This is a genomic window from Caulobacter sp. Root1472, from assembly GCF_001426985.1.
Classification (GTDB): Bacteria; Pseudomonadota; Alphaproteobacteria; order Caulobacterales; family Caulobacteraceae; genus Caulobacter; species Caulobacter rhizosphaerae.
In genome coordinates this window covers 715,686-740,111 of sequence record NZ_LMFX01000001.1, presented here as the reverse complement: position 1 = coordinate 740,111, position 24,426 = coordinate 715,686, and the positions used below count along the sequence as shown (strand labels likewise).

The following is a 24,426-nucleotide window of genomic DNA, read 5'->3' as shown; positions in this document are numbered from 1 at the left end:
AGGCTCAGGCCGGGTGAGGGAAAAGCATGCGGATCGGTCTCTACCCGGGCACCTTCGACCCGGTCACCAACGGCCACCTCGACATCATCGGTCGCGCGGTCAAGCTCGTCGACAGGCTGGTGATCGGGGTGGCGGTGAACATTGGCAAGGGGCCGCTGTTCTCGCTGGACGAACGGGTGGAGATGGTGCGGCGCGAGACGGCCCACCTGACCCAGATCGCCGAGATCGAGGTTCGGCCGTTCGACAGCCTGCTGATGCATTTCGCTCGCGAGGTCGGGGCCCAGATGATCGTGCGCGGCCTGCGGGCCGTGGCCGACTTCGAATACGAATTCCAGATGACGGCCATGAACCAGCAGCTCGACCGCGAGATCGAGACCGTGTTCCTGATGGCCGACCCGCGCCACCAGGCCATCGCCTCGCGCCTGGTCAAGGAGATCGCGGCCCTGGGCGGCGACGTCCACAAGTTCGTGCCGCCGGGCGTGGCCGAGCAGTTGCTGGGCAAGCTGGCGAAGTAGGGACCCAACGCCCCGAGGCCAGCCTCACCGGCGACCGGCGGAGCCCGGCCGCCGCGCGTGTCAAACAGCAGTGCGGTGAACCCGAACGACCAGAGTGGGTTTCAGGCCGAGGCGCGCGTCGCGCCGCGGGTGCGATGCATGGGCGAACCGATCCGGGAACCGTTGGAGGCCAGGGAGCGTCACGCGAGCTCCGAGCCGCCCACGAGCCTTTTCCGGATGGTCGGTTCGGGCGTGATCACCGGCGCGGCGGACGACGACCCATCCGCGATCGGTACCTATGCCAGCGCCGGCGCCAAGTACGGACTGGCGTTCCTGTGGGTCGCGCCCGTCCTGCTGCCGATGATGTACGCGGTCGTGTACCTGTCGTCCAAGCTGGGGCAGGTCTACGGCAAAGGCCTTTTCGACGCGATCCGCGACAGGTTCCCGCGTTGGGTGCTCTATCCGATGCTGGTGGGCGGCGTGGTCGGCAACGTCATCGAGGCGGCCGCCGACCTGGGCGGCGTGGCGGCGGCGCTGAACCTCCACGTTCCGCTGCCCATCCCGGTGATCGTCGCCCTGGCGGGGATGGTGGTGTTCGCGTTCCAGTGGTTCGGCTCCTACGCCCTGTTGCGCAAGGTCTTCCGTTGGCTGGCCCTGGCGCTGTTGGCCTACGTGATCGCCGCCGTCATGACCAAGCCCGACCTGCGGGAGGTGCTGCGCGCCACGCTCACGCCCAGGATCCAACTGGACGCCCAGTTCCTGTCGCTGGTCGTCGCCTGCATCGGCACCTCGCTGTCGGCCTACATCTACACTTGGCAGTCCAACCAGGAGGTCGAGGAGGAGATCGCCGTCGGGCGCCGCCATTGGTGGCAGCGCCGCGGGGCCAGTCGCACCGAACTTCGCCGCACGCGGCGCGACGTGCTGATCGGGATGCTGTTCTCCAATCTGATCCTCTACTTCATCATCCTGTCGACCGGCGCGACGCTGCACGCGGCGGGAAGGACCGAGATCGAGAGCGCCGCCCACGCCGCGGAGGCGCTTCGGCCGCTGGCGGGCGACCTGGCCGGCCTGCTGTTCATCGCCGGGGTGGTCGGGGTCGGCTTCCTGGCCGTACCGATCATGACCACCGGCGCGGCCTACGACCTCGTGCAGAGCTTCGGTCGGCAGGGGAGCCTGCACGACAAGCCCAGGGACGCTGGGCTGTTCTACGGGACCATCGCGGGCGTGACCGTCGTGGCCGTCGGCCTGAACACCTTGGGCTTCAATCCCATGAAGATGCTGGTCTGGTCGGGGATCGTGCAGGGATTTTCCGTGCCGCCCCTGCTGGTCCTCATGCTGATCATGACCAATGATCGCCGCATGATGGGCGACAAGGTCAATGGACCGGGCACGAACCTTCTGGCCGGCGGCACGGCGATCGTCACCTTCGCCGCGACCTTGTTCCTGGTGGGGACCTGGGTGCTGTAGCGCGGTCGGAGATTCCGGGGTGGGTCCGGGATCAGCGACCCCAAACTCGCCGGAATCTTCGGCTGTAACGCGCGGCCACTTGTCGTCCGCGCGGCGGCGTTCTACGCCGTCGGGTCAGTTCTATCGGGGATCTCCATGAAGCTTGCGTCCATCGCCGCCGTCCTGGCGCTTACCGCGGCCTCGGCCGCCAGCGCCCAGCAGGCCTCCGACTGGCGGACGCCCGACCCCGAGAACATCCTGGTGGTGGACACCAACAAGGGCCGGATCATCGTGGAGCTGTCGCCCGAGACGGCGCCGAACCACGTGGCGCGGGTGCGCGACCTGGCCAAGGCCCACTTCTATGACGGCCTGACCTTCTTCCGGGTCATCGACAGCTTCATGGCCCAGACCGGCGACCCCAAGAACGACGGCACCGGCGGCTCCGACCAGCCGAACCTGGCGGCCGAGTTCCTGTTCCGGCGCGGTCCCGGCTACGTCCCCGCGGGCAAGGCCGGAACGGTCGAGATGGGCTTCGTCGGCGCGCTGCCGGTCTACAGCCAGAACAGCGCCCTGGCGGCCATGACCGCCGACGGCAAGGTGGCCGCCTGGGGCGCCTTCTGCCCCGGCGTCCTGGGCATGGCCCGGGCCGGAGACCCCGACAGCGCCAACAGCCAGTTCTTCTTCATGCGCCAGCACTATGCGTCGCTGGAAAAGACCTACACCCCGTTCGGCCGCGCCCTGACCGGCATCGAGGCCATCCGCGCGATCAAGACCGGCGAACCCGTCCCCGACCCGCAGGACAAGATGCTGACCGTCCGCGTGCTGTCCGACATGCCCGCCGCCCAGCGCCCGTCCATCCAGGTGATGGACACCCGTTCGGCGGCCTTCGCGGCGCTGGTCGCCAAGAAGCGGGCCGAGATGGGCGGGGCGTTCGGGCCGTGCGACGTCGACGTGCCGGTGAAGGTGAAGTGATGATCCGCCCGTCGGTCGCCGCGGTCGCCGTTCTCTCGAGCCTCGTCGCGGTGGGCGCCGCCCAGGCCGCGCCGAAGATCGCGCCGCCCAAGGCCGCCGACTGGCGGACGCCGGCGGCGCAGGACGTGGTGGTGATCGACACCAACAAGGGCCGGGTGATCCTGGAGCTGATCCCCGAGGTCGCCCCGGGCCATGTGGCGCGTTTCCAGGAGCTGACCCGCGAGGGCGTCTATGACGGCCGCACCTTCTTCCGGGTGATCGACCGCTTCATGGCCCAGACCGGCGATCCGGACGACACCGGCGAGGGCGGCACGAAGAAGCCCAACCTGAAGGCCGAGTTCACCTTCCGCCGCGACGCCGCCACGCCGTTCGTGGCCGCCGCCGCCCCGGCCGGGACCGAGGTGGGCCTGCTCAAGTCGCTGCCGGTCGTCAGCCAGGCGTGGAGCTGGGCCGAGGTCACCTCGGACAAGAAGGTCTCGGCCTGGGGGACCTACTGCCCCGGCGTGGTCGGCGAGGCCCGGGACGAGGCCGTCGATTCCGCCAACAGCCAGTTCTTCCTGATGCGCCAGCCCTATCCGTCGCTGGACAAGCGCTACACCGCCTTCGGCCGGGTTCTGGTCGGGCTGGACGTGGTGCGGGCCATCAAGACCGGCGAGCCGGTCGAGAAGCCGCAGGACCGGATGATCAAGGTGCGGCTGCTGGCCGACATCCCGCCGGCCGAGCGCCCGACGGTGCGGGTCGTCGATCCCGCCAGCCCCTGGTTCAAGGCCGAGATCGCCCGCAAGCGCGCGGCCCGCGGGGCGGATTTCTCGGTCTGTGACCTCGATCTGGCGGTCGATGTTCGTTAGGCCGCAGGCTGGGCCGTAGCAATTGATCCGCGTTCGGGATTCAACCGGGCGGTTTCCCGCTTGCCGAAAGCGGGCTAGAAGCCTTGCGACTCCTCCAATCCTCAAGGGATGACCATGTCGGCCGACCTCGAAAACACCCTGATCCTGACGCTTGAGACCGGCCCGGTCACGATCAAGATGCGTCCCGACCTGGCCCCTGGGCACGTGGACCGCATCAAGGAACTGGTCCGCGAAGGCTTCTATGACGGCGTCGTCTTCCACCGCGTGATCCCGGGTTTCATGGCCCAGGGCGGCGACCCGACCGGCACCGGCCGCGGCGGTTCGGCCAAGCCGGACATCAAGGCCGAATTCTCCAAGGAGCCGCACGTGCGCGGCGTATGCTCGATGGCTCGCACCCCCGATCCGAACTCGGCCAACAGCCAGTTCTTCATCGTGTTCGACGACGCCACCTTCCTGGACAACCAGTACACCGTCTGGGGCCAGGTGGTCGAAGGCATGGAGAACGTCGATTCCCTGCCGACCGGCGAGCCGCCGCGCAACCCGGGCAAGATCCTCAGCGCCAAGATCGCCGCCGACGCCTGAGCGCCGCCGCGCTTTCGGAACGGAAAAGGCCCCGGGAGACCGGGGCCTTTTTGCTGGGCGCTCGCCGGCCGGCCTCAGCGGGCGAGGGTCGCCACCACCGGCCGGTGATCCGAGCCCAGGCTGGGGCCGCGCTCGACCTTCACCGTCTTCCATGCCTTGCCGGCATAGACCTGGTCGATCGGCAGGACGGGGAACGGGGCCTTGGCGATGCGGATGAACTGGCCGGTCGGCCAACTGGCCAGGGCGCGGGTGCGGCGCTCCAAGCCCAAGGCCTTGTCCTGCCGGCGCAGGCTCCACGACCAGGGCGTGGCGTTGAAGTCGCCGGTCACGATCAGGCTGTCCTTCGCGAAGGGCGCGACCTTTTTCGCCAGCAGGCGGCTTTGCGCCTGCCAGCGGCCGGCCGGGACCGGCCAGACAAAGTGGGTCCCCACTACGGTGACGTCGCCGCCGGGGTGGCGCAGCGTCGCCTGCGTCGCGACCAGGCTTTCGTCGTCTCCATAGAAATCGTGCTCGTCGACGATCGGCCACCGACTATGGATTCGGGTGTCGCAGCCGTATTTGGCGTGGCACGTGGTGCTGTACGGATAGGCCTTCTTCAGTGCGCGCAGGACCCGCCAGGCGTTGCCGCCGGATTCTTCGGTGATCACCACGTCGGCGTTCTGCTTCAGGATCCAGGCCGCGGTTTCCGGCGGGGCGTCGTTCTCGGCCCACAGGTTGAACTGCACCAGCTTCAGCGTGGCGGCGCCCTTGGCCGGCGCCTCGGCCGGTCGGAGCGTCGACAGCAGCTCGGGCCCCATCAGCACGACCAGGGCGGCGATCCCCAAGGCGGCGACGGCCACCAGCGCCCGACGCTCATCGTCGCGCGAGGCCAGGACGGCCAGGATCAGGCCCAGGACGCTGCAGACCATCCACAGCGGGGCAGCGTGGGTCAGGACGTCGAGCCAGTCGCTGAACGCGCCCCCCAGGCAGGCAACGCCGGCGACCGCGCCGACCAGGCACAGCATTAGCGCCGTGCCGCGCAGGAATAGGTTGGTGAGGTGGAGGATCAGCCGCATCCGCTGGCCCTTAGCACGCCGGCGTGACGTTCGCCCCAGGCTAGTCGCCGCCGAAGTACTGGAAGACGATGTTGCGGAATTGATGCTCGCCGACCTGCAGCACGCCGGTCAGGACGGGCTTCGGTTGGCCGGGGCCGGCGGCCTTGGCGGACTTCAGCGCCTGGAGGTCGAAGGCGCCGGTGAAGGTCACCTGGCCAAGGTCCGGATCGACGCCATGGAAGCTGACCTCCCGGGCGTCGACGCGATAGGCGGTCGGCATCACCCGGATCGACACCGTGTGATCGGTCTGGCCCAGGTCGTTCTCCGCCGTCGGGCTGGCGACGTCGTCGAACGCCATGAAGATCGGCGCATAGGCCGCCGGGCGCTTGCCGGCTTCCCAATCGGCGAAATCGTCGGCCTGGCCGATGTCCAGCGAGGCCAGTTTCAGGTCGCCGGACTGTACGACGGCGTCGGTGAGGTAGACGCCTTGGCTGTCGAGCTTCGGGTCATGCGAGAAGGTCACCGGCGCGGGCGGAGCGGCGGCCGGGGCGGTCGACGGCGCGGGCGCGGCTTCGGGTGTCTTGACCTCGGTCGCCGGCTTGCAGGCGGCGAGGACCAGGCAGGCCAGAAGGGCCGGCAGGCGATGGTCGATGATGCTCATGGCTCCCCCGTTTGAGGCCTGGAAGGGCAGGATGGCGACCGAAGGGGTGGTTTGTCCATCGAAGCTTGGCTGGGCCAGTCGCGCCTCGGCGCTTGACCTCGCCGTCCCGTCGTGGCCTTGAAGCCGCCCCATGCGCCTGTCCGACTTCGATTTCCACCTGCCCGACGAGGCGATCGCCCTGCGGCCGGCCGAGCCGCGGGATTCAGCGCGGCTGCTGGTGGTCAAGCCGGGCGAGGGACTGGAAGACCGGGTCGTGCGCGACTTGCCCGACTTCCTGCGGCCCGGCGACGCCCTGGTGTTCAACGACACCCGGGTGATCCCGGCCCGCCTGATGGGCCGCCGGGCGGCGCGCGAGACCGGCGGCGGCGACGGATCGCCGGTGGCGGTCGAGGCCACCCTGCACCGGCGGGTCGCCCCAGACCGCTGGATCGCCTTCATGCGGCCGGGCAAGCGGCTGAAGGCGGGCGACCGCATCGCCTTCGGTCACGACGCCGCCAAGGGGGGAGGGGACAGGGCCTGCCTGGCCGGCCTGCTGGACGCCACCGTGGCGGCCAAGCACGAGGGCGGCGAGATCGAGCTGGCCTTCGACTTCGCCGGCGTCGACCTGGACCTGGCGGTGGCCGCCCACGGCGAGATGCCGCTGCCGCCGTATATCGCCGCCAAGCGCGCCGAGGACGATCGCGACCGGGCCGACTACCAGACCGTCTACGCCCGCGAGGACGGCTCGGTGGCCGCCCCGACCGCCGGCCTGCACTTCACCCCCGACCTGATGGAACGGCTGAAGGCGCGGGGCGTGTCCCTGCACTTCGTCACCCTGCACGTCGGGGCGGGCACCTTCCTGCCCGTCAAGACCGACGTCATCGCCGAACACCGCATGCACGCCGAGTTCGGCGAGGTTCCCGCCGTGGCCGCCGACGCCTTGAACGCCGTCCGGGCCGCCGGGGGCCGCATCGTCTGCGTCGGCACCACCAGCCTGCGGCTGCTGGAAAGCGCCACGGGCGAGGATGGCGTGATCAAGCCGTTCGCCGACGAGACCGCGATCTTCATCACCCCCGGCTACCGCTTCCGCGCCGCCGACGTGCTGATGACCAACTTCCACCTGCCCAAGTCGACCCTGTTCATGCTGGTCAGCGCCTTCGCCGGCCAGGCGACGATGAAGGCGGCCTACGAACACGCGATTGCCACGGGCTATCGCTTCTATTCCTATGGCGACGGCAGCCTGCTGTTCCGCGCCGATCCTGAGCAGACCTGATGGCCGCCTTTCCCTTCGAGATCTCCGCCACCGACGGCGCGGCGCGGACCGGGGTGCTGAAGACGCCTCGCGGCGACATCCGCACCCCGGCCTTCATGCCGGTGGGCACGGCGGCGACGGTCAAGGCGATGACCGTCGACCAGGTCAAGGCCACCGGCGCGGACATCATCCTGGGCAACACCTACCACCTGATGCTGCGGCCCGGCGCCGAGCGGGTGAAGCGCCTGGGCGGACTGCACAAGTTCATGCGCTGGGACCGGCCGATCCTGACCGATAGCGGCGGCTTCCAGGTGATGAGCCTGTCGGGGATCAGCAAGGTCACCGAGGAGGCCGTCACCTTCTCCAGCCACATCGACGGCTCCAAGCACGTGCTGAGCCCCGAGCGGTCGATGGAGATCCAGGCCGACCTGCTGGGCAGCGACATCGTCATGCAACTGGACGAATGCGTGGCCTGGCCGGCGGAGGAGGCGAGGGCGCGCCAGGGCATGGAGCTGTCGGCCCGCTGGGGCAAGCGCTCGAAGGCCGCGTTCGGCACGCGGGATGCCCAGGCCCTGTTCGGCATCCAGCAGGGCTCGACCTTCCGCAACCTGCGCCAGGAGTCGTCGGAACGCCTGCAGGAGATCGGCTTCGACGGCTACGCCCTGGGCGGCCTGGCCGTCGGCGAGGGCCACGCGGCCATGTGCGAGGTGCTGGACTACGCGCCGGCCATGCTGCCGGCCGACCGCCCGCGCTACCTGATGGGCGTGGGCAAGCCGATCGACCTGGTCGAGGCGGTTTATCGTGGCGTCGACATGTTCGATTGCGTGCTGCCCACCCGCTCGGGCCGCCACGGCCAGGCCTGGACCTGGGACGGGGCGATCAACATCAAGAACGCCCGCTACGCCGAGGACGAAGACCCGCTGGACGAGGCCAGCGACTGCCCGGCCAGCCGCGACTATTCCAAGGCCTATCTGCGCCATCTGTTCAAGGCCGAGGAGATCCTCGGCCAGGTGCTGCTGTCCTGGCACAACATCGCCTTCTTCCAGGCCCTGACGGCGGCCATGCGGGCGGCGATCGCCGAGGGCCGGTTCGAGCAGTTCCGGCGGGACTTCGCCGCGCGCCAGCAGGGCGGCTAGGGGCGTCGCGCGGAAAAAGCGGACGCCGGTTTTCCGCAGAGGCGATGCGAAAATATCTAGCGGTCAGGCCGGCCGGTAGATTTGCGCCACCGCGCCGCCCGGGAAGGCCTTCGAGCTGACCAGCTTGAGGGGCCTGGGCGCAGCCAGGTCCGAGAACAGCGGCAGGCCCTTGCCCAGCGCCACCGGGGCGACGATCAAGGCGAACTGGTCGACCAGCCCCTGGGCGACGAGGCTGCGCGCAAAGCTGGCGCCGCCGTGGGCGATGATCGGCTTGCCGTCCTGGGCCTTCAACGCCGCGATCTCCTCCGCCAGGTCGCCGCTCGCCACATAGGCCTGGGCCCAGGTCTCCGCGTTGGGCTGCAGCGCCACGGGCTGGTCAGCCCCCGCGCGGGCGCGGGCGGCGTCGAGCGCGGCCGTGGTGGTCGCGGTCTCCAGGATCGCCGGCCCCTGGCGGGAGAAGACGGCCTTGGGAATCTGGTTCATCGGCGCGGCGAACGGGTCGGCGGAGGTTTGCCAATACGGGGCCATGGCCTGGAAGCTGCGGCTGCCCATGATGTGCAGGCTGGCGTCCCAGATATAGTCCACGCCCCAGGCCTTGGCCTCCTGGTCGGCGCCGAACATCCATCGGTTCACGCCCTCCAGGTCGCTCACGAAACCGTCGACCGACACGGCCATCTTCAGGATCAGGTCTCTCATGGCGTCCTCCTCTTGCTGGTCTCGATGCGAGGACGGACCAGATCGACGACTCCCGACAGGGGGCGATCATTTTTCAGCGGCGCCAAACACCCATTCCGAAAACACCGGCCGCAAGTCGCGGCCGCTGGAGGCTTCCATCGCCCTCTGGAAGTCGAGGCTGGTGACGACGCCGCCGGCGTGCGCGCGGGTGTAGCGCCGCAGGCCGGCCCAGAAGGCGTCTTCGCCCAGCACGGTGCGCAGATGATCCATGAAAAGCGCGCCCTTGCTGTACTGGACCGCCCGTCGGGTCGCCAGGGTGGGATAGGTCCCCTCCCAGGCCAGAGGCTTGTCGAAGCCCGCCGCCCGCGCCTTGTCCAGCCGGCTCCTCGCGACGGCCAGTTCGGCCTCGTAGGCGGCGCGCCCGTACCGGTGCTCCTTCCAGGCGGCGGTCATGAAGGTCGTGACGCCCTCGTTGAGCCAGAAGTCCTGGAGCGTCGCGCAGGTGACGAGATTGCCCCACCATTGGTGGGCCAGTTCGTGGGCGATGGCCCAGTCCTCGGCGGGGTCGTCCGCTTTCGTCGCCAGCGCGTCGACGCCCAGCACGGCATAGGTCGCCGCTTCCTGCGCTTCGCGCCCCTGCACCAGGAGCTGGCTGTATTCGGAGACCGGGAGGGGGACGCCAGCCTTGTCGGAGAGGAACCGGACCATGGGGCCCGTCTCGGCGAACCGCCGTTTCAGCTCGGCCGCGTCGGCCGTCTCGCCGAGGTAGGAGAGCCTGGCTGGGCCGACGCGGTCGTCGGCGCGGGCGAACCGGCCGACCGCGAAGCCGAACAGATAGGCCGAATAGGACCGGGGCGCCGCCCACCGGTGGACCTCACCCCCGTCCGGCGCCGTCCGCCGGGCGACCCTGCGGCCGACCGAGAGCGTGTCCAGGCCGGCCGGCACGTGCAGCGCCAGCGAGAACGCCGCCTTGTCGCCGAACCGATCCTGTACGCACACCATCCAGTCGCAGGCGAAATAGCTGGTGTAGAGCGCGGTCGCCGAGCCGGACAGGCCGCGCGCCGGTCGGCCGTGATAGGTCAGCTCCAGCTTGACGCTGCGCCCTCGCGCCAGCGGCTTGGCCAAGTCGAGGTGAAGGCCGTCGGCCTGGGAACGGACGACCACCGGGACGCCGTCGATGGTCGCGGTGTCGATGCTCAGTGCATTGCTCGAGAAGCTGAGTCGCTGGAGCCGATCGGCGGTCGCGCGCAGCGTGATCACCTCGCGCCCGGCCACCGTCCTGTCCTGGATGTTCGGCGTCAGCGCCAGGTCGTAGCGCGTGACGTCGAACCCCTCGCCGGGGTCTGCGGCGGCCAGGGTCGGGCTCATGAGCAGAGACGCCGCGACCGCGGCCGCGATGCTGGTCAGGCGCACTTCGGCTCCCTTAATGGCGGATGCAACGCGGCCGCTCGACGACCCGGCGACGTCAGGCACGCCGGCTACCAGACCTTGTAGAAAGGCTTTTTCTTCTTCTTGGCCGGCGGAGGCGCCGGTTGCTCGGGCGGTGCGTCGGCGGCAGGCGCGTCGGCCGCCGGGGCGTTGACCGGCGTATCGGCCGCGGGCGTCTCGACGACCGGGGTCTCGGCCCCGGGCTCGTCCTTCTGCCAGGGGAAGCGCTTTTCGACGATCGGCGCGGCGGGCTTGGCCAGGTGCTGGGGCGTGGCCGGCGGATCGCAGCCGCGCGCCTCGCCCAGCCCCTTCAGATAGGCCCGGCGGATCGCGCCGGAGGCCATGGCGCTCTGCACCAGCTTGTCGTGCTTTTCGGCGCCGCTGAGCTTGCGGACCCAGCCGCGCATCGGGATCAGGTCCTGGGCGGCGCTGGCCATGGCGCCGAACGCCGCCGAGCCGGCCATCCGCTTGCCGCGGTCCATCAGGTCCTCGTCGTCCTCGGGCGGACGGCGGTCGACGTCCTCGCCCAGGGCCAGGTCCAGCGGGGCGACCATCGAGATCAGGATATCGCAGCTGATCTTCTTGCCCGGCGGGCGGGCATAGGGATCGGCCATCGCCTCCAGCAGGACCGGCGGGATCTTGGTGCGCAGCAGGTTCATGTCGCGCAGCGGCGCCCCGGCCGCCCCGGTGATGCCGTCCTTGTTGGCGTCCGAGGTCGTCTGGATCTTCTGCGGCGGGGGCTCCGACTTGGACGCGCAGGCGGCCAGCAGGGGAACGACGATCGCGAGAAGCACCAGACTGCGCATGCGGCCAACCTAACGCCAGGATGCGGCGTTCGTCATCTCCCTCCGCGCACGAAAGCATGCTTGCGGGTCGGGCGGCCCCCGACTATGGTCCGCGCCGCTTCCACCGGCCTCCCGCCGTGTCGATGCGGGCCGGTAGCTCAGTGGTAGAGCATTCGACTTTTAATCGAATGGTCCTGGGTTCGAATCCCAGCCGGCCCACCAAACCTTCTTTGAAATGATTGACCAAAACCCACCGCTTCGGCGGTTCGGGTCGAGGCTTGCCGTGCGCCCGGACGAAGGCTGGAGAGATCGCCTGGGCTGTTTCGTTCGAGTCGCCCCGTCGAATCGATTCTCCGGGGGCAGGAGGAAGGGGCGACGGTTCGCGCAGGCGGCGCGCGAGTTGTAGGCGACACTGAAAGTTGAATCGTCTAGCAGTGTCGTCGGGGCAAGACGGAGTCGGCGTTTGGCGGCGGGGGCTGGTGTGGATCGCAACGCGGCGTCGCCGGGTTTCGACGGCGCGTCGGACGCTTTCGCGCGCGCCCACGACGCCCTGTTGCGCGGCAAGGACCTGCAGTTCCAGCCGACCGCCGCGCCCAAGCCGCCGGATGTCCCCGACTGGCTGCTGGCCGTCGGCAAGGCCCTGGGGGCCGCAGCGCCCTACCTGACCTACGTGTTCTGGGGCTGCCTGATCCTGGGGGCGGCGGTCATCCTGTATTTCCTGGGGCGCGAACTGATCGCCACGCGCTGGCCGTCCCTCAAGCCGCACAAGGGCCCGGTCCTGGGCGACGAGGCCTGGCGGCCCAGCGCCGCCAAGGCGCGGACGCTGCTGGAGGACGCCGACCGGCTGGCCGCCGCCGGCCGCTTCGCCGAGGCGGTGCACCTGATCCTGTTCCGCAGCATCGAGGATATCGAGGGCAAGCGGCCGGACCTGATCAAGCCGGCCCTGACCAGCCGCGACATCGCCCAGCTTGACGGCGTGCCCGAGCGCGTGCGCCGCACCTTCAGCCAGATCGCCCGGGTGGTGGAGCGAAGCTTCTTCGGCGGGCGGCCGGTGGGCGCCGACGAATTCGCCGCCTGCCGCCAGGCCTATGAGGGCTTCGCCTTCAACGAGGCCTGGCGATGAGCGACGTGCAGGCCGAGCCGGCCACGGCCATGCCGGGCGACGGGGACAAGGGGCTGTTCTCGCCCAAGGTCGTGCTGGGCATGATCATGGCCGGGGTCTTCGGCTTTTCGGCCTTCGTGGTGCTGTCGACCTACGCGCCGGACCTGCAGTCGGGCGACAACGGCCGGGCCCACGCGCTGTCGAAGTCGGCGGTGGGTTATGGCGGCATGGTGCGCCTGCTGCGGAACCTGAACGAGCCGGTGATCGTCAGCCGTCGCGACCTTCGGCGCGAAGAACCCGCCCTGATCATCTTCACGCCGGAATCCAGCTTGTCGCGGGACGCCTACGTCAAGGCGGCCCAGCTGTCGTCCCGCACCCTGGTGGTGCTTCCCAAATGGACGGGCGGGCTGGATCCGCGTCATCCGGGCTGGGTGGGCGGCCTGGAGCCCGTGGAGCCCAAGGACCTGGCCGGGCTGCTCAAGGCCATCGGGATTCCCAAGGCCTCGACCACGATCGACAAGGCGACCGCGTCGCAGAGGCTGGCCGGCGCTCCGGGCGGACTGGCCGAGGGGCTGGTGCTGGAGACCGGCCCCATCCGCAACCTGCAGACCTTGTCCGGTCCAGGCCTGACGCCGGTGCTGGTCGACGGCCAGGGGAGGATGGTCCTGGCGCGCCGCGCGCCGACCGAGACCTATGTCCTGGCCGATCCCGATCTCCTGAACACCATGGGCCTGAAGGACGTCCGGACGGCCCGCGTCGGCGTCGAGATCCTGCGGGTGTTGCGCGACGACCGGTCCGGCATCTATCGACGCGACACGGGCCGGACCATCGCCTTCGACGCCACGCTGAACGGCTTCGCGCGGTCGCAGAGCCTCCTGAAGCTGGCCTTCGAGGCCCCGTTCGTCGGGGCGACCCTGTGCCTGGTGGCCGCGGCCCTGCTGATGGGTCTGCACGCCGCCGCCCGGTTCCGCGCCGTGCGGCGGGGCGAGCGGGCCCTGGCGCTGGGCAAGGAGGCCCTGATCGACAATTCCGCCGGCCTGATCCGCATGGCCCGCCGCGAGCCGGCCCTGGCCCCGCGCTACGCCGAGCTGCAGCGCGCCGCCGCCGTCCGGGCCCTGGGCGGCGCGGGGCGCGGCGGCCAGCGCCTGGAGGGCCAGGCCTTGATCGATTTCCTGGACCGCCAGGGCCAACGTTTCGGCGCGGCCGACAGCGCCTCGGCCCTGGACGAAGAAACCCGGACGGTCCGTTCCTTGGGCGACCTGATGAAGGTCGCCGTCCGATGGCATCAGTGGAGACTGGAGATGACCCGTGAACGTCGCTGAGGTGCAGGCGCTCGCCGGCAGGATCCGCGCCCAGACGGCCAAGGCCGTGGTGGGGCAGAACGACACCATCGACCTGATGCTGACGGCCCTGTTCGCCGGCGGCCACGTGCTGCTGGAAGGCCCGCCCGGCACGGCCAAGACCTTCCTGGCCCAGTGCTTCGCCCAGGCGGTGAACCTGCAGTTCGGCCGCATCCAGTTCACGCCCGACCTGATGCCGGGCGACATCCTGGGCGCCAACCTGTTCAACTTCCAAACCAGCGCCTTCACCCTGGTCAAGGGGCCGATCTTCTGCGAGCTGCTGCTGGCCGACGAGATCAACCGCACCCCGCCCAAGACCCAGGCCGCCCTGCTGGAAGCCATGCAGGAGCGCAATGTCACCCTGGACGGCGAGCGCCACGCGCTCAGCGACCGCTTCATGGTGGTGGCCACCCAGAACCCGCTGGAGCAGCAGGGCACCTATCCGCTGCCCGAAGCCCAGCTGGACCGCTTCCTGTTCAAGCACGTGCTGGCCTATCCCAGCCTGGCCGAGGAGACCGCCATCGTCGCCAGCCACGGCGGCCGCACCGGCCAGCCCTCGCCGGAAGCGTTCGGCGTCGAGGCGGCCGGCGACACCGCCACGATCGGCGAGGCCGTGGCCGCCGTGGCGTCCGTGCGCCTGACCGACGACATCGTCCGCTACATCGTCGGCGTGGTGCGGGCCACCCGCGACACAGGCGAGCTGTCGGGCGGAGCCTCGCCGCGCTGCGCGGCCATGCTGGCCGTGGCGTCCCGGGCCCGCGCGGCCCTGGAAGGTCGCGACTACGTGATCCCCGACGACGTCAAGGCCCTGGCCCTGCCGGCCCTGCGCCACCGGGTGATCCTGTCGCCGGCCGCCGAGATCGAGGGCCGCAAGGTCGACGACGTGGTGCGCGGCCTGGTCGACCAGGTCGAGGCCCCGCGATGAGCCCGGTCGCGAGCCGGATCGGCTAGGGGCGGGACGTGCGGATCTATCCGACGGCGAGAACGATCTTCCTGATGGTCCTGGGCGCGCCCCTGGCCCTGGCGGCGGCGCTCGTCTCGGCGCGGCTGTGGCTGGTGGGGCCGGCCTGGATCGCCCTGGTCGCGGCCCTGCTGTTCGTCGACGCCCTGCTGGCGCCCGGCCGCCGCCGGATGCAACTGACCCTGACCGCGCCGGGCTCGATGGCCAGCGGCGCGATCCAGCCGGCCCTGTTGCAGGCGTCGTTCACGCGCGGCGTGGCCCCGGGCAGCGTGGAGTTCGCCATCGACCTGGACGATCGGCTGGCGGCCGAGCCGGCCCATGGCCGGGCCCGCACCCGCGAGCGCCAGGCCGTCCTGCCGCTGACCCTGACCGCGGTTCGGCGCGGCGAGGGCAGGGTGCACCGCGTCTCGGCCCGCTGGCGGGGCCCGCTGGGCCTGACCTGGAAGCAGCGCGACGACGCCCTGGACAAGGTGATCCCGGTCACGCTGGACATCGCCGCCGTCAAGGAGGAGGCCCTGCGGCTGTTCTCGCGCGACCCGTCGGTCGGCCATCGCCTGCAGCTCGACCTGGGCGGCGGCAGCGACTTCCACGCCCTGACCGATTTCCGACCCGGCATGAACCGCCGGGCCATCGACTGGAAGCAGTCGGCCCGTCACGGCGCTCTGCTGGCCAAGGAGTTCCACGTCGAGCGCAACCACCACATCGTGGCGGCCATCGACACCGGCCGGCTGATGAGCCAGTCGCTGCTGGGCCGGCCGCGCCTGGACCACGCCCTGAACGCCACCCTGCTGCTGGCCTATGTGGGCCTGAAGATGGGCGACAAGGTCGGGCTGTTCGGCTTCGACGCCCGGCCCAACGTCTCCAGTGGCGTCACCTCGGGCCCCAACGCCTTCGGCGCCCTGCAGCGCCTGGCCTCGAAGATCGACTATTCGACCGAGGAGACCAACTACACCCTGGGCCTGACCCAGCTGTCGGGCCAGCTGTCGCGGCGCTCGCTGATCGTGGTGTTCACCGACATCGCCGACTCCACCAGCGCCGAGCTGATGCTCGAGAACGTCGGCCGCCTGTTGCGCCAGCACCTGGTGCTGTTCGTGATGATGCGCGACGAGGAGCTGGAGGCGATCGAGCGCAAGGCGCCCGAGACCGCCGACGACGTCTCGCGGGCCGTGGTCGCCGCCTCGCTGCTGCGCGAGCGCGACGTGGTGGTGACCCGTCTGCGCCGCATGGGCGTGGAGATCGTCGAGGCGCCGGCCGACCAGATCGGGCCGGCCCTGCTGGCGAGCTATCTGGACCTCAAGCGCCGGGACCTGCTCTGATGGCCGAGCTGCACCTGAAGAGCTACCGCTTCCGGGCCGAGCGCGAGGACGACTGGCGGCGGCTGGAAAAGCTGCTGACCAAGGTCGGCAAGGGGTCGGCCAAGGCCCTCAGCGACGAGGAGCTGCTGGCCTTGCCGGTGCTGTACCGCCAGGCCCTGTCCTCGCTGTCGGTGGCCCGCGCCACCTCTCTGGACCAGGGGCTGGTCGACTATCTGGAGAGCCTCAGCACCCGGGCCTATTTCCTGGTCTACGGCACGCGGTCCAACTTCCTCGAGCGGCTGGGCGGCTTCTTCGGCCATGCCTGGCCGGACGCCGCCAAGGCGCTGTGGCGCGAGACCCTGGCCAGCTTCCTGCTGACCCTGGTCGGCGTGCTGGCGGCCTATTTCCTGACCCTGCACGATCCCGACTGGTTCAGCGCCTTCGTGCCGGGCGACCTGGCGGGCGGGCGCGGGCCGACGGCGTCGGTCGAGGCCATGCGGGCCACGCTCTACGACCAAGGCGAGCACAAGGGCCTGTCGGTGTTCGCCGCCTTCCTGTTCACCCACAATTCGGGCGTGGCGATCTTCGCCTTCGCCCTGGGGTTCGCCTTCTGCCTGCCGACCTCGATGCTGATGGCCTACAACGGCGCGATGCTGGGGGCTTTCCTGGCGGCGTTCGGCATGAAGGGCCTGGCCTTCGAGGCCGGCGGCTGGCTGGCGATCCATGGGGTGACCGAGATCTCGGCGGTGATCCTGGCCGGGGCGGCGGGTCTGGGCATCGGCTGGACCCTGGCCTTCCCAGGCGACCTCAGCCGGCCGGCGGCCATGGCCCAGGCGGGACGGCAATCGGCCACCCTGATGGGCGGGGTGGTGGTCATGCTGTTCTGCGCCGGCATCCTGGAGGGCGTCGGGCGGCAGGTGATCCAGAACGACTTCGCCCGCTACGGGATCGGCCTGGTCACCCTGGTCGCCTGGCCGGCCTATCTCTACCTGCCCCGCCGCCGGAGCGTCGTCGGATGAAGGCGACTCGGAAGAAAACCAAGGCCGCCGCGGCGGTGGCGATCGGCGACCCCACGGCCGGCGACGATCGCCAGGCCCGCTCGCTGGTCACGCCGGAGGGCGTCGACCTGAAGCTGCGCCTGGGCGACGCGGGCGAGCGCGCCGCCGCCCTGCTGATCGACCTGCTGATCATGGTGGCGGCGCTGATCGCCTTCGGCCTGCTGGCGGGCCTGGCGATGATCGGTTCGAAGGGCAAGGGCGGGGAGGTGATCGGCACGGTGGCGGTGCTGGTCTTCTTCGTGCTGCGCAACCTCTATTTCGTGCTGTTCGAGCTGACCCCGGGCGCGGCCACGCCGGGCAAGCGGGCCATGGGCCTGCGCGTGGCGGCCCGCAACGGCGGCCGGCTGACCGCCGACGCCATCTTCGCCCGCAACGCCATGCGCGAGATCGAGCTGTACCTGCCCCTCAGCTTCCTGGCCGTGCAGGGCGACCAGGTGGGGGCCTGGATCAGCCTGGCGGGTCTTTTGTGGTGCGCGGTCTTCCTGTTGTTCCCGCTGTTCAATCGCGATCGCCTGCGGGTGGGGGACCTGGTGGCCGGCACCTGGGTGGTCAAGGCCCCGACCCGCAAGCTGGCGCCGGACCTTGTGGAGACCTCGCGGCCGGCCGTGGAACGCTTCCGGTTCACCATGGCCCAGCTGGACGCCTACGGGGTCAAGGAACTGCACGTGCTCGAGGACGTGCTGCGCCGCTACGAGACCAAGACCATCGCCCTGGTCGCCGCCCGCATCCGCCTGAAGATCGGCTGGAACGCCGCGCCCGACGAGTCGAACGGCGACTTCCTGGCGGCCTACTACGCCGGCCTGCGCGGCCGGCTGGAGTCGCGGCTGCTGCTGGGCAAGCGCCGCAAGGACAAGTTCGACAAGAGCTAGGCGAAGACTTCGACCAGGCGATCCGTCGGCGTGCCTTCCTTGCTCCAGCGCAGTTCGTAATAGATCGAGACGGCGAGGAGCGCGTTGACGATGCTTAACAGGGCCTGCATCATCGGTTCCGCGATCGCGTCGACGACGGGGTTTCCGACCGCGCTGGCGGCGAGTTGGATAAGCCAGGCAAAGACAAACCAGACCACGCCGACCGCCAGCGACAGTCCGAAGATCGCGCCGCGCCGCTCGCCCGTCAGCCTGTTGCTGCGTCGGATCGCGTCCCATACGCCCAGGCGTTCGGTCACCATGGCCGGAACCACCACGATCCACGCCAAGGAAAGGATGACGCCGGGAATGACCAGCAGGACGAATCCTCCCAGGATTCCCAAGCTGGTGACGACGCCGAGCGCCAGCAGGGTCAGGTAGTCGCGGGCACCGCCGAACGGCGCGGCGCCGGCCGTTTGGGGGCTTTCCAGCCTGCTCAGGGCGCTGCGAGAGATCGCGGCCTGCAAGGTGACCGAGCCGAGCATGGACACCAGCAGGCTGACTAAGATCATGATCCAAGTATTCGGGGCGGCGTAGCCTGTCTCGGGCCTGCTGAAGACCCGGGTCAGGGCGTCCATGCCCAGGTCGGGCAGAGCGACGAAAAGCGCTGAAAACAGCAGGATCTTGAAAGCGTCGCGCCGGAAGATCGTCATGGCGTGCTTCAACACGCGCGCGGCTTCGAAGCCCCTTTGCACTGCGGCGTCGGTCATATCTGGAAAGCCCCCGATCTAGGCCGCGATTCAGCCATGCGACGAGCCCGGTGTCCATGGTTCGCGCGTCTATCCCCGCGATCATCGAAACAACATCGAAAAAGATCAAAGCCTTGGAAGAAAACGCAGGTTTCCGATCCTTGGGTTTCCAGCCTGTCCCATAATGCTTGCACCTGGAAGCACGGGGAGGGCGCACGTACGGCGACCGATGCGGCTTTCAGGGGTGGACGAGCGGGAAGGCCTTGTCCGCCGTGCTTCTTCGGAAGCGTCTCGGAGCGGGTTAAAAATCCGCGACCCGAAGGCTTCCGGATAACGGCTCCACGCGAAGCGCTCGAACTTCGTCGAAACGGTACTTACAACTGCAAATCATCCGGGCGAGGCCCGGGCGCTTCGCACCCTTCCCATCCGATCGCAGCTTCGGCGCGTGAGTGCGAACCTGTGTCCGCCGAAGACCCCCTCAGTCGCTTCGCGACAGCTCTCCCATAGGGGGAGCATCTAGCGCGATTAGATCTTCCCCCTCTGGGGGAGATGGCCCGTTGGGCCGGAGGGGGGAACGGCGTCGGCCGCAGTTTTTCTGTCCTCCCCCCTCGATGAACTCAATTGACCCGACCGGCCGTGTAGGGATTTAAGCCGCTCCAACTTCACCGCACCTTGGCCAATTCGCGGCTTGGCGCGTTCCTGTTTTCATGGCTCCTTCCGGGGCCCGACGCGGATGCTGGACGACGATCACCCGATGACCGCCGAAACGATCTCCGCGCCGCCCTCTTCGGCGAACAAGACGCCGGCCCCGCGCCGCCCGCTGTTTCGCCGGCGCTCGGCCATTCCAGGCTTCGGCCTGACCCTGGGCGTGACCCTGACGATCCTGTCGCTGATCGTGCTGATCCCGCTGTCGGCGGTGGCTATCAAGGCCTCGGCCCTGTCGCCGGCCCAGTTCGTCGCCGCCGCCTTCTCGGAACGGGCGATGGCCGCCTATCGCTTGACCTTCGGCGCGGCGTTCGTGGCGGCGGTGATCAACGGGGTGTTCGGGGTGCTGACCACCTGGGCCCTGGTGCGCTACGAGTTCCCTGGCAAAGCCGTGGTCAACGCCCTGGTCGACCTGCCGTTCGCCCTGCCCACCGCCGTGGCCGGCATCGCCCTGGCCACGCTGTACGCCCCCAACGGCTGGGTCGGGCAGTACCTGACCCCGCTGGGCATCAAGGCGGCCTACAACCCGGTCGGCGTCACCATCGCCCTGATCTTCATCGGCCTGCCGTTCGTGGTCCGCACCCTGGAGCCGGTGATGCGCGACCTCTCCGCGGACGTCGAAGAAGCCGCCGCCAGTCTGGGCGCGGGCCGGTTCGCCACCATCGGCCGGATCATCCTGCCGGCCCTGGGCCCGGCCTGGCTGACCGGCTTCGCCCTGGCCTTCGCCCGCGGGGTCGGCGAGTACGGCTCGGTGATCTTCATCGCCGGCAACATGCCCTACAAGTCCGAGATCGCGCCGCTGCTGATCATCATCCAGCTGGAGCAGTTCGAATACGCCAACGCCGCGGCCATTGCCCTGGTCATGCTGGGCGTCTCGTTCCTGATGCTGCTGGTCATCAACGCCATCCAGGCCTGGTCGCGGAGGTTCGTCTGATGGCCGTCCCGACCAAGGCGGACTTCCGCCATCCGACCGACGACCCGCTGTGGGCCAAGATCGTCGTCGTCGGCCTGGTCCTGCTCTTCCTCGGCCTGGTCCTGATCCTGCCCTTGGCGGCGGTGTTCGCCGAGGCCCTGCGCAAGGGGCTGGGGCCGGCGCTGGACGCGATCACGACGCCTGACGCCTGGGCGGCGATCAAGCTGACCCTGATCACGGCGGGGATCACCGTGCCGTTCAACGCCCTGTTCGGCCTGTGCGCCGCCTGGGCCATCGCCAAGCACGATTTCCCGGGCAAGCCCCTGCTGATCACCCTGATCGACCTGCCGTTCTCGGTGTCGCCGGTGGTGGCGGGCCTGATCTACGTGCTGGTCTTCGGCCTGCAGGGCTGGTTCGGCGAGCACCTGATCGACCACGACATCAAGATCATCTTCGCCGTGCCCGGCATCGTGCTGGCGACGATCTTCGTGACCTTCCCGTTCATCGCCCGCGAGCTGATCCCGCTGATGCAGGAGCAGGGCGTGTCGGAGGAGGAGGCCGCCGTCTCGATGGGGGCCTCGGGCCTCTACACCTTCTGGCGGGTGACCGCGCCCAACGTGCGCTGGGGCCTGCTGTACGGCGTGCTGCTGTGCAACGCCCGGGCCATGGGCGAGTTCGGCGCGGTCTCGGTGGTCAGCGGCCACATCCGCGGCCTGACCAACACCATGCCGCTGCACGTGGAGATCCTGTACAACGAGTACGACTTCGTCGCCGCCTTCGCCGTCGCCGCCTTGCTCTGCCTGCTGGCGATCGTGACCCTGGTGCTCAAGAGCCTGCTCGAGATCGCCCAACCCGACGTCAAGCGCGGCGGCGGCCACTAGATGACCGGAACGAAGACGCTCCCATGACCATTTCCATCCGTTCCGTCGAAAAGAAGTTCGGGCGCTATCCAGCCCTGAACAGTGTCGACCTGGAGATCGCCGACGGCGAACTCGTGGCGCTGCTGGGTCCGTCGGGCTCGGGCAAGACGACCCTGCTGCGCACCATCGCCGGCCTGGAGTTCCCCGACGCCGGCCAGGTGCTGTTCGCGGGCCAGGACGTGACCTTCGCCTCGGCCGCGGCCCGCCGCGTCGGCTTCGTGTTCCAGCAGTACGCCCTGTTCAAGCACATGACCGTGGCGCGCAACATCGCCTTCGGCCTGGACGTGCGGAAGGGCCAGGACAAGCCGCCCAAGGCCGAGATCGCCCGCCGGGTGGACGAACTGCTGAAGCTGGTCGAGCTGGAGGGTCTGGGCAAGCGCTACCCCTCGCAGCTGTCGGGCGGCCAACGCCAGCGGGTGGCCCTGTCGCGCGCCCTGGCCGTGCAGCCCAGCGTGCTGCTGCTGGACGAGCCGTTCGGCGCCCTGGACGCCACCGTCCGCAAGTCGCTGCGCAAGGAGCTGCGCCGGGTGCACGACGCCACCGGCGTCACCACCATCTTCGTCACCCACGACCAGGAAGAGGCCCTGGGCCTGGCGGACCGGGTTGCGATCCTCAACGCCGGCCGCATCGAGCAGATCGGCACGCCAGACGAGGTGCACGACAATCCGGCCACCCCGTTCGTCTGCGGCTTCGTGGGCGAGGCCAACCGCTTCGAGGGGACGGTCGCCGGCGGCCGGTTCACCTCGGGCGCGGTCTCGTTTTCGGCCAAGGGCGTCCGCGACGGGGCGGCCGTGGCGTTCGTGCGGCCGCACGACTTCGCCCTGGACGAAGGCGGCTTCGAGGTCCGGGTCGACCGGGCCCACGTGCAGGGCGCCCTGACGACCGTGGCCGCCACCGCCGCCGACGGGCGCGCCGTCGAGGTCTGCGCCTCGCGGTCCGAGGCCGCGCAGTTCGCCGGGACGGTCAGGATCGTGGCCCGCAAGAGCCACGTCTACCCGATCTAGGCGGTCCGGGACTCGGGTCCGCGCCGGAACGGGATGTCGAACGACAGCCGCGTCCCGCACCGCCACAGCCACTCCAGCGGACCGTAGTGGAAGGCCTTGAACCAGGCCGCCGCCAGCAGCAGCTGCGCGACCACGGCGGCGAGGCCGATCGCCAGGGCCAGGCCCGGCGTCATCCGCGCATAGAGGCCCAGGCCCAACGGATAGAACAGCGGGATGAAGACCAGCGACTGGCCGACATAGAGGCTGAGCGTCATCCTGCCGACCGGGACCAGGGCGCGCAGGACCCGCTCGCCGCCAGCCCGCCAAAGCTGGACGAAGATCAGCACTGACGCGGCCATGCACGACAGGTCGAACCAGCCGCCCGCCAGCATGTTGGTCCAGAACACCGGCCCGCTCTCATGGCCCGTGGTCTTGGCTTTGACGACATGGCAGACGGCGGCGACAAGCGCCGCGACGGCGAGGGCGACCAGGCGGCCCCGGCGGAAGCGTCCGGGATCGGCGAAGAAGCCGACCCGGCCCAACACCAGCCCGACCAGGAACAGGCCCAGCACCTGCACGCAGCGGCCGGTCTCGATGAAGAACCACCACTTGTTGACCTGGCCGTCCCACAGGTTGGCCTGCAGCACCTGGCCGATGTCGCCGCTCAGATAGACCGCCATCGCGGGATCGGAGAAGAAGTGCGGCTTGGCCGGAGCCCAGGGCGCGCCGGCGTTACCGGCCACGATCCACAGCAGGATGTACGGCTGCAGGAAGCAGACGGCCGCGACCAGCAGCAGGACGCGGTTGGACCGGACTTTGTCGAACGGGATCAGCACGAAGCCGGCCAGGGCCAGAACCACGATGATGTCGCCGCGATAGACCAGGCCGTGCAGGACGCCGATCAGGGCCAGCAGGACTAGCCGCCAGGTGAAGCGGCCGGCGAACGGCTGGCCCCGGCGCGCCGCGCCGTCCATCATCACGAAGAAGCTGAAGCCGAAGCATAGGGCCAGCAGCGAGAAGGTCTTGCCCATGAACAGGGTGAAGACCGCCGTGGTCACCGGCGTCGGATTCGGATGCGCCCAGTAGAGCTCGAAATATTCCAGCATGTGGACCAGGAACAGGCCCATCAGGGCGTAGCCCCGCAGGCCATCCACCAGAGCGAGGCGCGGCGACGCCCCGTTTGGCCCTTCCGACATTCGCGGCCCTCCCAGGTCGTCGCTTTGTTAGCGCTAACCTAGGCCAGGTCGCCGCGGGCGGTCTACTGTTGCTGCTGCTGGCGTTGCTGCTGTTCGCGGATGGCGTCGGCGCTGGCCCGGCGGCGATTGGCGGAGCCGAACGGGGCCGAGGGGCGGGGCAGGCGCAGGAATTCCGGCTCGGCCACGGCCGCCCGGGCCCGGCGCACCGAGACGCCGACCGCCAGGTGGCTCTCGGAATCGCCCTTGTAGACCCCGCGCGACGGGGTGACGTCGCCATAGTCGCGGCCCACGGCCACAGCCACGTGGCGCTCGCCGGCCATCACATTGTTGGTCGGATCGAAGCCCACCCAGCGATAGCTGGGCAGGAACACCTCGACCCAGGCGTGGGTGGCGTCGGGATCGGAGCGGTCGCCGGCTTCGCGGTCGGTGAACAGATAGCCGGAGACGTAGCGGGCCGGGATGCCCCAGGCGCGGCAGACGGCCAGCATCACATGGGCGAAGTCCTGGCAGACGCCGCGGCCGGCGCTCAGCGCCAGGTCGATCGGGCTGTCGGCGTCGGTGACCCCGGGCTGATATTCGAAGGCCTTGTAGATCGTGTCGCACAGGGCCTGGACCGCCGAGAACGGATCGCGGCGGCGCAGGGCGTCCAGATCGTGCTCGGCGATGAAGGTCTCCAGGGCCGGCGTCACCTGGACGAAGCCGTGCGGCTGCAGGTAGTCGAAGCACTCGCCCTTCACGAAGGCGCTCTTCAGCCGCTCCCACTCGCCCATGTCCAGCGGCATTGGCCATTCGTGCACCGGCTCGGTCTCGACGGCCGAGCGGGCGATGATCGTCAGGCCGTCATGCGGCTGGGGCACGTCGAAGTGGTAGACGGCGTTGCCGAAGCTGTCGGCGTAGGAGAAGATCTGGGCGGCCGGCTCGATGTCCAGCTCGAAGCTGACCAGCCGCTGGCGCGCGCCTTTCTGGGGCTGCATCCACAGCTCCATCAGGCTTTCGCGGACGGGCCGCTCGTAATGGTACTGGGTGACGTGGCGGATCTCGAGCAACACGGGCGGTATTCCTAAGCG

At 69.6% G+C, this 24,426-nt stretch carries 24 protein-coding genes and 1 tRNA gene; 17 read left to right on the top strand and 8 right to left on the bottom strand.

Features of this window, described 5'->3' with window-relative positions; genetic code table 11:
- The first annotated feature begins 26 nt into the window (after positions 1–26).
- From coaD to ASD47_RS03065, 5 genes are all read left to right on the top strand, one after another.
- Complete coding sequence (gene coaD, locus ASD47_RS03085; protein ID WP_056751405.1) at positions 27–515, top strand: pantetheine-phosphate adenylyltransferase; 489 nt, start codon at positions 27–29, stop codon at positions 513–515.
- A gap of 216 nt (positions 516–731) precedes the next feature.
- Positions 732–1,961, top strand: coding sequence for an Nramp family divalent metal transporter (locus tag ASD47_RS03080; RefSeq protein WP_056751401.1), 1,230 nt, complete (start codon positions 732–734; stop codon positions 1,959–1,961).
- Between the two features lie 135 nt (positions 1,962–2,096).
- Entirely contained in the window at positions 2,097–2,912 is an 816-nt protein-coding gene (locus tag ASD47_RS03075) for a peptidylprolyl isomerase (RefSeq protein ID WP_056751398.1), read from the top strand.
- A complete protein-coding gene (locus ASD47_RS03070) occupies positions 2,912–3,760 on the top strand; it encodes a peptidylprolyl isomerase (RefSeq protein ID WP_056751396.1) in 849 nt (282 codons plus the stop codon). Before ASD47_RS03075 ends, ASD47_RS03070 begins: the two co-directional genes overlap by 1 nt.
- Before the next feature lie 114 nt (positions 3,761–3,874).
- Positions 3,875–4,342 (top strand): peptidylprolyl isomerase, encoded by a 468-nt coding sequence (locus ASD47_RS03065; RefSeq protein ID WP_035077308.1) that lies wholly within the window; start codon positions 3,875–3,877, stop codon positions 4,340–4,342.
- 74 nt (positions 4,343–4,416) lie between these two features.
- Here ASD47_RS03065 and ASD47_RS03060 read toward each other — a convergent pair whose 3' ends face one another.
- Both ASD47_RS03060 and ASD47_RS03055 read right to left on the bottom strand, forming a co-directional pair.
- Positions 4,417–5,397, bottom strand: coding sequence for an endonuclease/exonuclease/phosphatase family protein (locus ASD47_RS03060; RefSeq protein WP_056751394.1), 981 nt, complete (start codon positions 5,395–5,397; stop codon positions 4,417–4,419).
- Between the two features lie 40 nt (positions 5,398–5,437).
- The gene (locus ASD47_RS03055; protein ID WP_056751391.1) at positions 5,438–6,037 is read right to left on the bottom strand and encodes a hypothetical protein; all 600 of its coding nucleotides are present in this window, start codon (positions 6,035–6,037) and stop codon (positions 5,438–5,440) included.
- Positions 6,038–6,167: 130 nt separating this feature from the next.
- On the opposite strand from ASD47_RS03055, the gene queA reads away from it, so the two are divergent.
- Both queA and tgt read left to right on the top strand, forming a co-directional pair.
- Entirely contained in the window at positions 6,168–7,289 is a 1,122-nt protein-coding gene (queA, locus tag ASD47_RS03050) for a tRNA preQ1(34) S-adenosylmethionine ribosyltransferase-isomerase QueA (RefSeq protein ID WP_056751388.1), read from the top strand.
- Positions 7,289–8,404 (top strand): tRNA guanosine(34) transglycosylase Tgt, encoded by a 1,116-nt coding sequence (gene tgt, locus ASD47_RS03045; RefSeq protein WP_056751383.1) that lies wholly within the window; start codon positions 7,289–7,291, stop codon positions 8,402–8,404. The genes queA and tgt overlap by 1 nt, the downstream gene beginning before the upstream one ends.
- A gap of 63 nt (positions 8,405–8,467) precedes the next feature.
- Here tgt and ASD47_RS03040 read toward each other — a convergent pair whose 3' ends face one another.
- From ASD47_RS03040 to ASD47_RS03030, 3 genes are all read right to left on the bottom strand, one after another.
- Entirely contained in the window at positions 8,468–9,100 is a 633-nt protein-coding gene (locus tag ASD47_RS03040; RefSeq protein ID WP_056751380.1) for a dihydrofolate reductase family protein, read from the bottom strand.
- 66 nt (positions 9,101–9,166) lie between these two features.
- On the bottom strand, positions 9,167–10,492 hold the full coding sequence (locus tag ASD47_RS03035; RefSeq protein ID WP_200945219.1) for a M1 family metallopeptidase: 1,326 nt from the start codon (positions 10,490–10,492) through the stop codon (positions 9,167–9,169).
- Between the two features lie 65 nt (positions 10,493–10,557).
- Positions 10,558–11,313, bottom strand: a complete 756-nt coding sequence (locus tag ASD47_RS03030) for a hypothetical protein (RefSeq protein ID WP_056751377.1) — start codon at positions 11,311–11,313, stop codon at positions 10,558–10,560.
- Positions 11,314–11,439: 126 nt separating this feature from the next.
- On the opposite strand from ASD47_RS03030, the gene ASD47_RS03025 reads away from it, so the two are divergent.
- The 7 genes from ASD47_RS03025 (at position 11,440) to ASD47_RS02995 (ending at position 17,917) form a co-directional block, all read left to right on the top strand.
- Positions 11,440–11,514 (top strand) — tRNA-Lys (locus tag ASD47_RS03025).
- A 259-nt stretch (positions 11,515–11,773) separates the two neighbouring features.
- Entirely contained in the window at positions 11,774–12,415 is a 642-nt protein-coding gene (locus tag ASD47_RS03020) for a DUF4129 domain-containing protein (protein WP_056751374.1), read from the top strand.
- Positions 12,412–13,716 (top strand): hypothetical protein, encoded by a 1,305-nt coding sequence (locus tag ASD47_RS03015; RefSeq protein ID WP_056751372.1) that lies wholly within the window; start codon positions 12,412–12,414, stop codon positions 13,714–13,716. Before ASD47_RS03020 ends, ASD47_RS03015 begins: the two co-directional genes overlap by 4 nt.
- Positions 13,703–14,659 carry a MoxR family ATPase gene (locus ASD47_RS03010; RefSeq protein WP_056751369.1) on the top strand — a complete coding sequence of 319 codons (957 nt, stop codon included), beginning with the start codon at positions 13,703–13,705 and terminating at the stop codon, positions 14,657–14,659. The genes ASD47_RS03015 and ASD47_RS03010 overlap by 14 nt, the downstream gene beginning before the upstream one ends.
- Before the next feature lie 35 nt (positions 14,660–14,694).
- Complete coding sequence (locus ASD47_RS03005; RefSeq protein WP_235525735.1) at positions 14,695–16,011, top strand: DUF58 domain-containing protein; 1,317 nt, start codon at positions 14,695–14,697, stop codon at positions 16,009–16,011.
- Positions 16,011–17,009: a stage II sporulation protein M gene (locus tag ASD47_RS03000; RefSeq protein WP_056751365.1), complete on the top strand. Its 999-nt coding sequence runs from the start codon at positions 16,011–16,013 to the stop codon at positions 17,007–17,009. Before ASD47_RS03005 ends, ASD47_RS03000 begins: the two co-directional genes overlap by 1 nt.
- Positions 17,006–17,917: an RDD family protein gene (locus ASD47_RS02995; RefSeq protein WP_082564418.1), complete on the top strand. Its 912-nt coding sequence runs from the start codon at positions 17,006–17,008 to the stop codon at positions 17,915–17,917. Before ASD47_RS03000 ends, ASD47_RS02995 begins: the two co-directional genes overlap by 4 nt.
- Here ASD47_RS02995 and ASD47_RS02990 read toward each other — a convergent pair.
- Complete coding sequence (locus ASD47_RS02990; protein WP_056751362.1) at positions 17,914–18,663, bottom strand: hypothetical protein; 750 nt, start codon at positions 18,661–18,663, stop codon at positions 17,914–17,916. The genes ASD47_RS02995 and ASD47_RS02990 overlap by 4 nt on opposite strands.
- Positions 18,664–19,396: 733 nt before the next feature.
- Between ASD47_RS02990 and cysT the strand changes: the two genes are divergently transcribed.
- Genes cysT through ASD47_RS02975 form a run of 3 tightly spaced genes read left to right on the top strand, consistent with a single transcriptional unit; the run spans position 19,397 to position 22,184 of the window.
- Complete coding sequence (gene cysT, locus ASD47_RS02985; RefSeq protein WP_056751582.1) at positions 19,397–20,281, top strand: sulfate ABC transporter permease subunit CysT; 885 nt, start codon at positions 19,397–19,399, stop codon at positions 20,279–20,281.
- On the top strand, positions 20,281–21,141 hold the full coding sequence (gene cysW / locus ASD47_RS02980; RefSeq protein ID WP_082564417.1) for a sulfate ABC transporter permease subunit CysW: 861 nt from the start codon (positions 20,281–20,283) through the stop codon (positions 21,139–21,141). The genes cysT and cysW overlap by 1 nt, the downstream gene beginning before the upstream one ends.
- 23 nt (positions 21,142–21,164) lie before the next feature.
- Positions 21,165–22,184, top strand: coding sequence for a sulfate/molybdate ABC transporter ATP-binding protein (locus tag ASD47_RS02975; protein ID WP_056751360.1), 1,020 nt, complete (start codon positions 21,165–21,167; stop codon positions 22,182–22,184).
- On the opposite strand, the gene ASD47_RS02970 is transcribed toward ASD47_RS02975, so the two are convergent.
- Positions 22,181–23,359, bottom strand: a complete 1,179-nt coding sequence (locus ASD47_RS02970) for a DUF418 domain-containing protein (protein ID WP_056751357.1) — start codon at positions 23,357–23,359, stop codon at positions 22,181–22,183. The genes ASD47_RS02975 and ASD47_RS02970 overlap by 4 nt on opposite strands.
- A 62-nt stretch (positions 23,360–23,421) precedes the next feature.
- The gene (locus ASD47_RS02965; RefSeq protein ID WP_056751354.1) at positions 23,422–24,408 is read right to left on the bottom strand and encodes a transglutaminase family protein; all 987 of its coding nucleotides are present in this window, start codon (positions 24,406–24,408) and stop codon (positions 23,422–23,424) included.
- Between the last annotated feature and the right edge of the window lie 18 nt (positions 24,409–24,426).

Bases quoted from the DNA above. Each gene is read 5' to 3' on its own strand.
- coaD (WP_056751405.1), top strand. From the start codon at position 27: ATGCGGATCGGTCTCTACCCGGGCACCTTCGACCCGGTCACCAACGGC.
- ASD47_RS03080 (WP_056751401.1), top strand. From the start codon at position 732: ATGGTCGGTTCGGGCGTGATCACCGGCGCGGCGGACGACGACCCATCC.
- ASD47_RS03075 (WP_056751398.1), top strand. From the start codon at position 2,097: ATGAAGCTTGCGTCCATCGCCGCCGTCCTGGCGCTTACCGCGGCCTCG.
- ASD47_RS03070 (WP_056751396.1), top strand. From the start codon at position 2,912: ATGATCCGCCCGTCGGTCGCCGCGGTCGCCGTTCTCTCGAGCCTCGTC.
- ASD47_RS03065 (WP_035077308.1), top strand. From the start codon at position 3,875: ATGTCGGCCGACCTCGAAAACACCCTGATCCTGACGCTTGAGACCGGC.
- ASD47_RS03060 (WP_056751394.1), bottom strand. From the start codon at position 5,397: ATGCGGCTGATCCTCCACCTCACCAACCTATTCCTGCGCGGCACGGCG.
- ASD47_RS03055 (WP_056751391.1), bottom strand. From the start codon at position 6,037: ATGAGCATCATCGACCATCGCCTGCCGGCCCTTCTGGCCTGCCTGGTC.
- queA (WP_056751388.1), top strand. From the start codon at position 6,168: ATGCGCCTGTCCGACTTCGATTTCCACCTGCCCGACGAGGCGATCGCC.
- tgt (WP_056751383.1), top strand. From the start codon at position 7,289: ATGGCCGCCTTTCCCTTCGAGATCTCCGCCACCGACGGCGCGGCGCGG.
- ASD47_RS03040 (WP_056751380.1), bottom strand. From the start codon at position 9,100: ATGAGAGACCTGATCCTGAAGATGGCCGTGTCGGTCGACGGTTTCGTG.
- ASD47_RS03030 (WP_056751377.1), bottom strand. From the start codon at position 11,313: ATGCGCAGTCTGGTGCTTCTCGCGATCGTCGTTCCCCTGCTGGCCGCC.
- ASD47_RS03015 (WP_056751372.1), top strand. From the start codon at position 12,412: ATGAGCGACGTGCAGGCCGAGCCGGCCACGGCCATGCCGGGCGACGGG.
- ASD47_RS03000 (WP_056751365.1), top strand. From the start codon at position 16,011: ATGGCCGAGCTGCACCTGAAGAGCTACCGCTTCCGGGCCGAGCGCGAG.
- ASD47_RS02995 (WP_082564418.1), top strand. From the start codon at position 17,006: ATGAAGGCGACTCGGAAGAAAACCAAGGCCGCCGCGGCGGTGGCGATC.
- ASD47_RS02990 (WP_056751362.1), bottom strand. From the start codon at position 18,663: ATGACCGACGCCGCAGTGCAAAGGGGCTTCGAAGCCGCGCGCGTGTTG.
- cysT (WP_056751582.1), top strand. From the start codon at position 19,397: ATGACCGCCGAAACGATCTCCGCGCCGCCCTCTTCGGCGAACAAGACG.
- cysW (WP_082564417.1), top strand. From the start codon at position 20,281: ATGGCCGTCCCGACCAAGGCGGACTTCCGCCATCCGACCGACGACCCG.
- ASD47_RS02975 (WP_056751360.1), top strand. From the start codon at position 21,165: ATGACCATTTCCATCCGTTCCGTCGAAAAGAAGTTCGGGCGCTATCCA.
- ASD47_RS02970 (WP_056751357.1), bottom strand. From the start codon at position 23,359: ATGTCGGAAGGGCCAAACGGGGCGTCGCCGCGCCTCGCTCTGGTGGAT.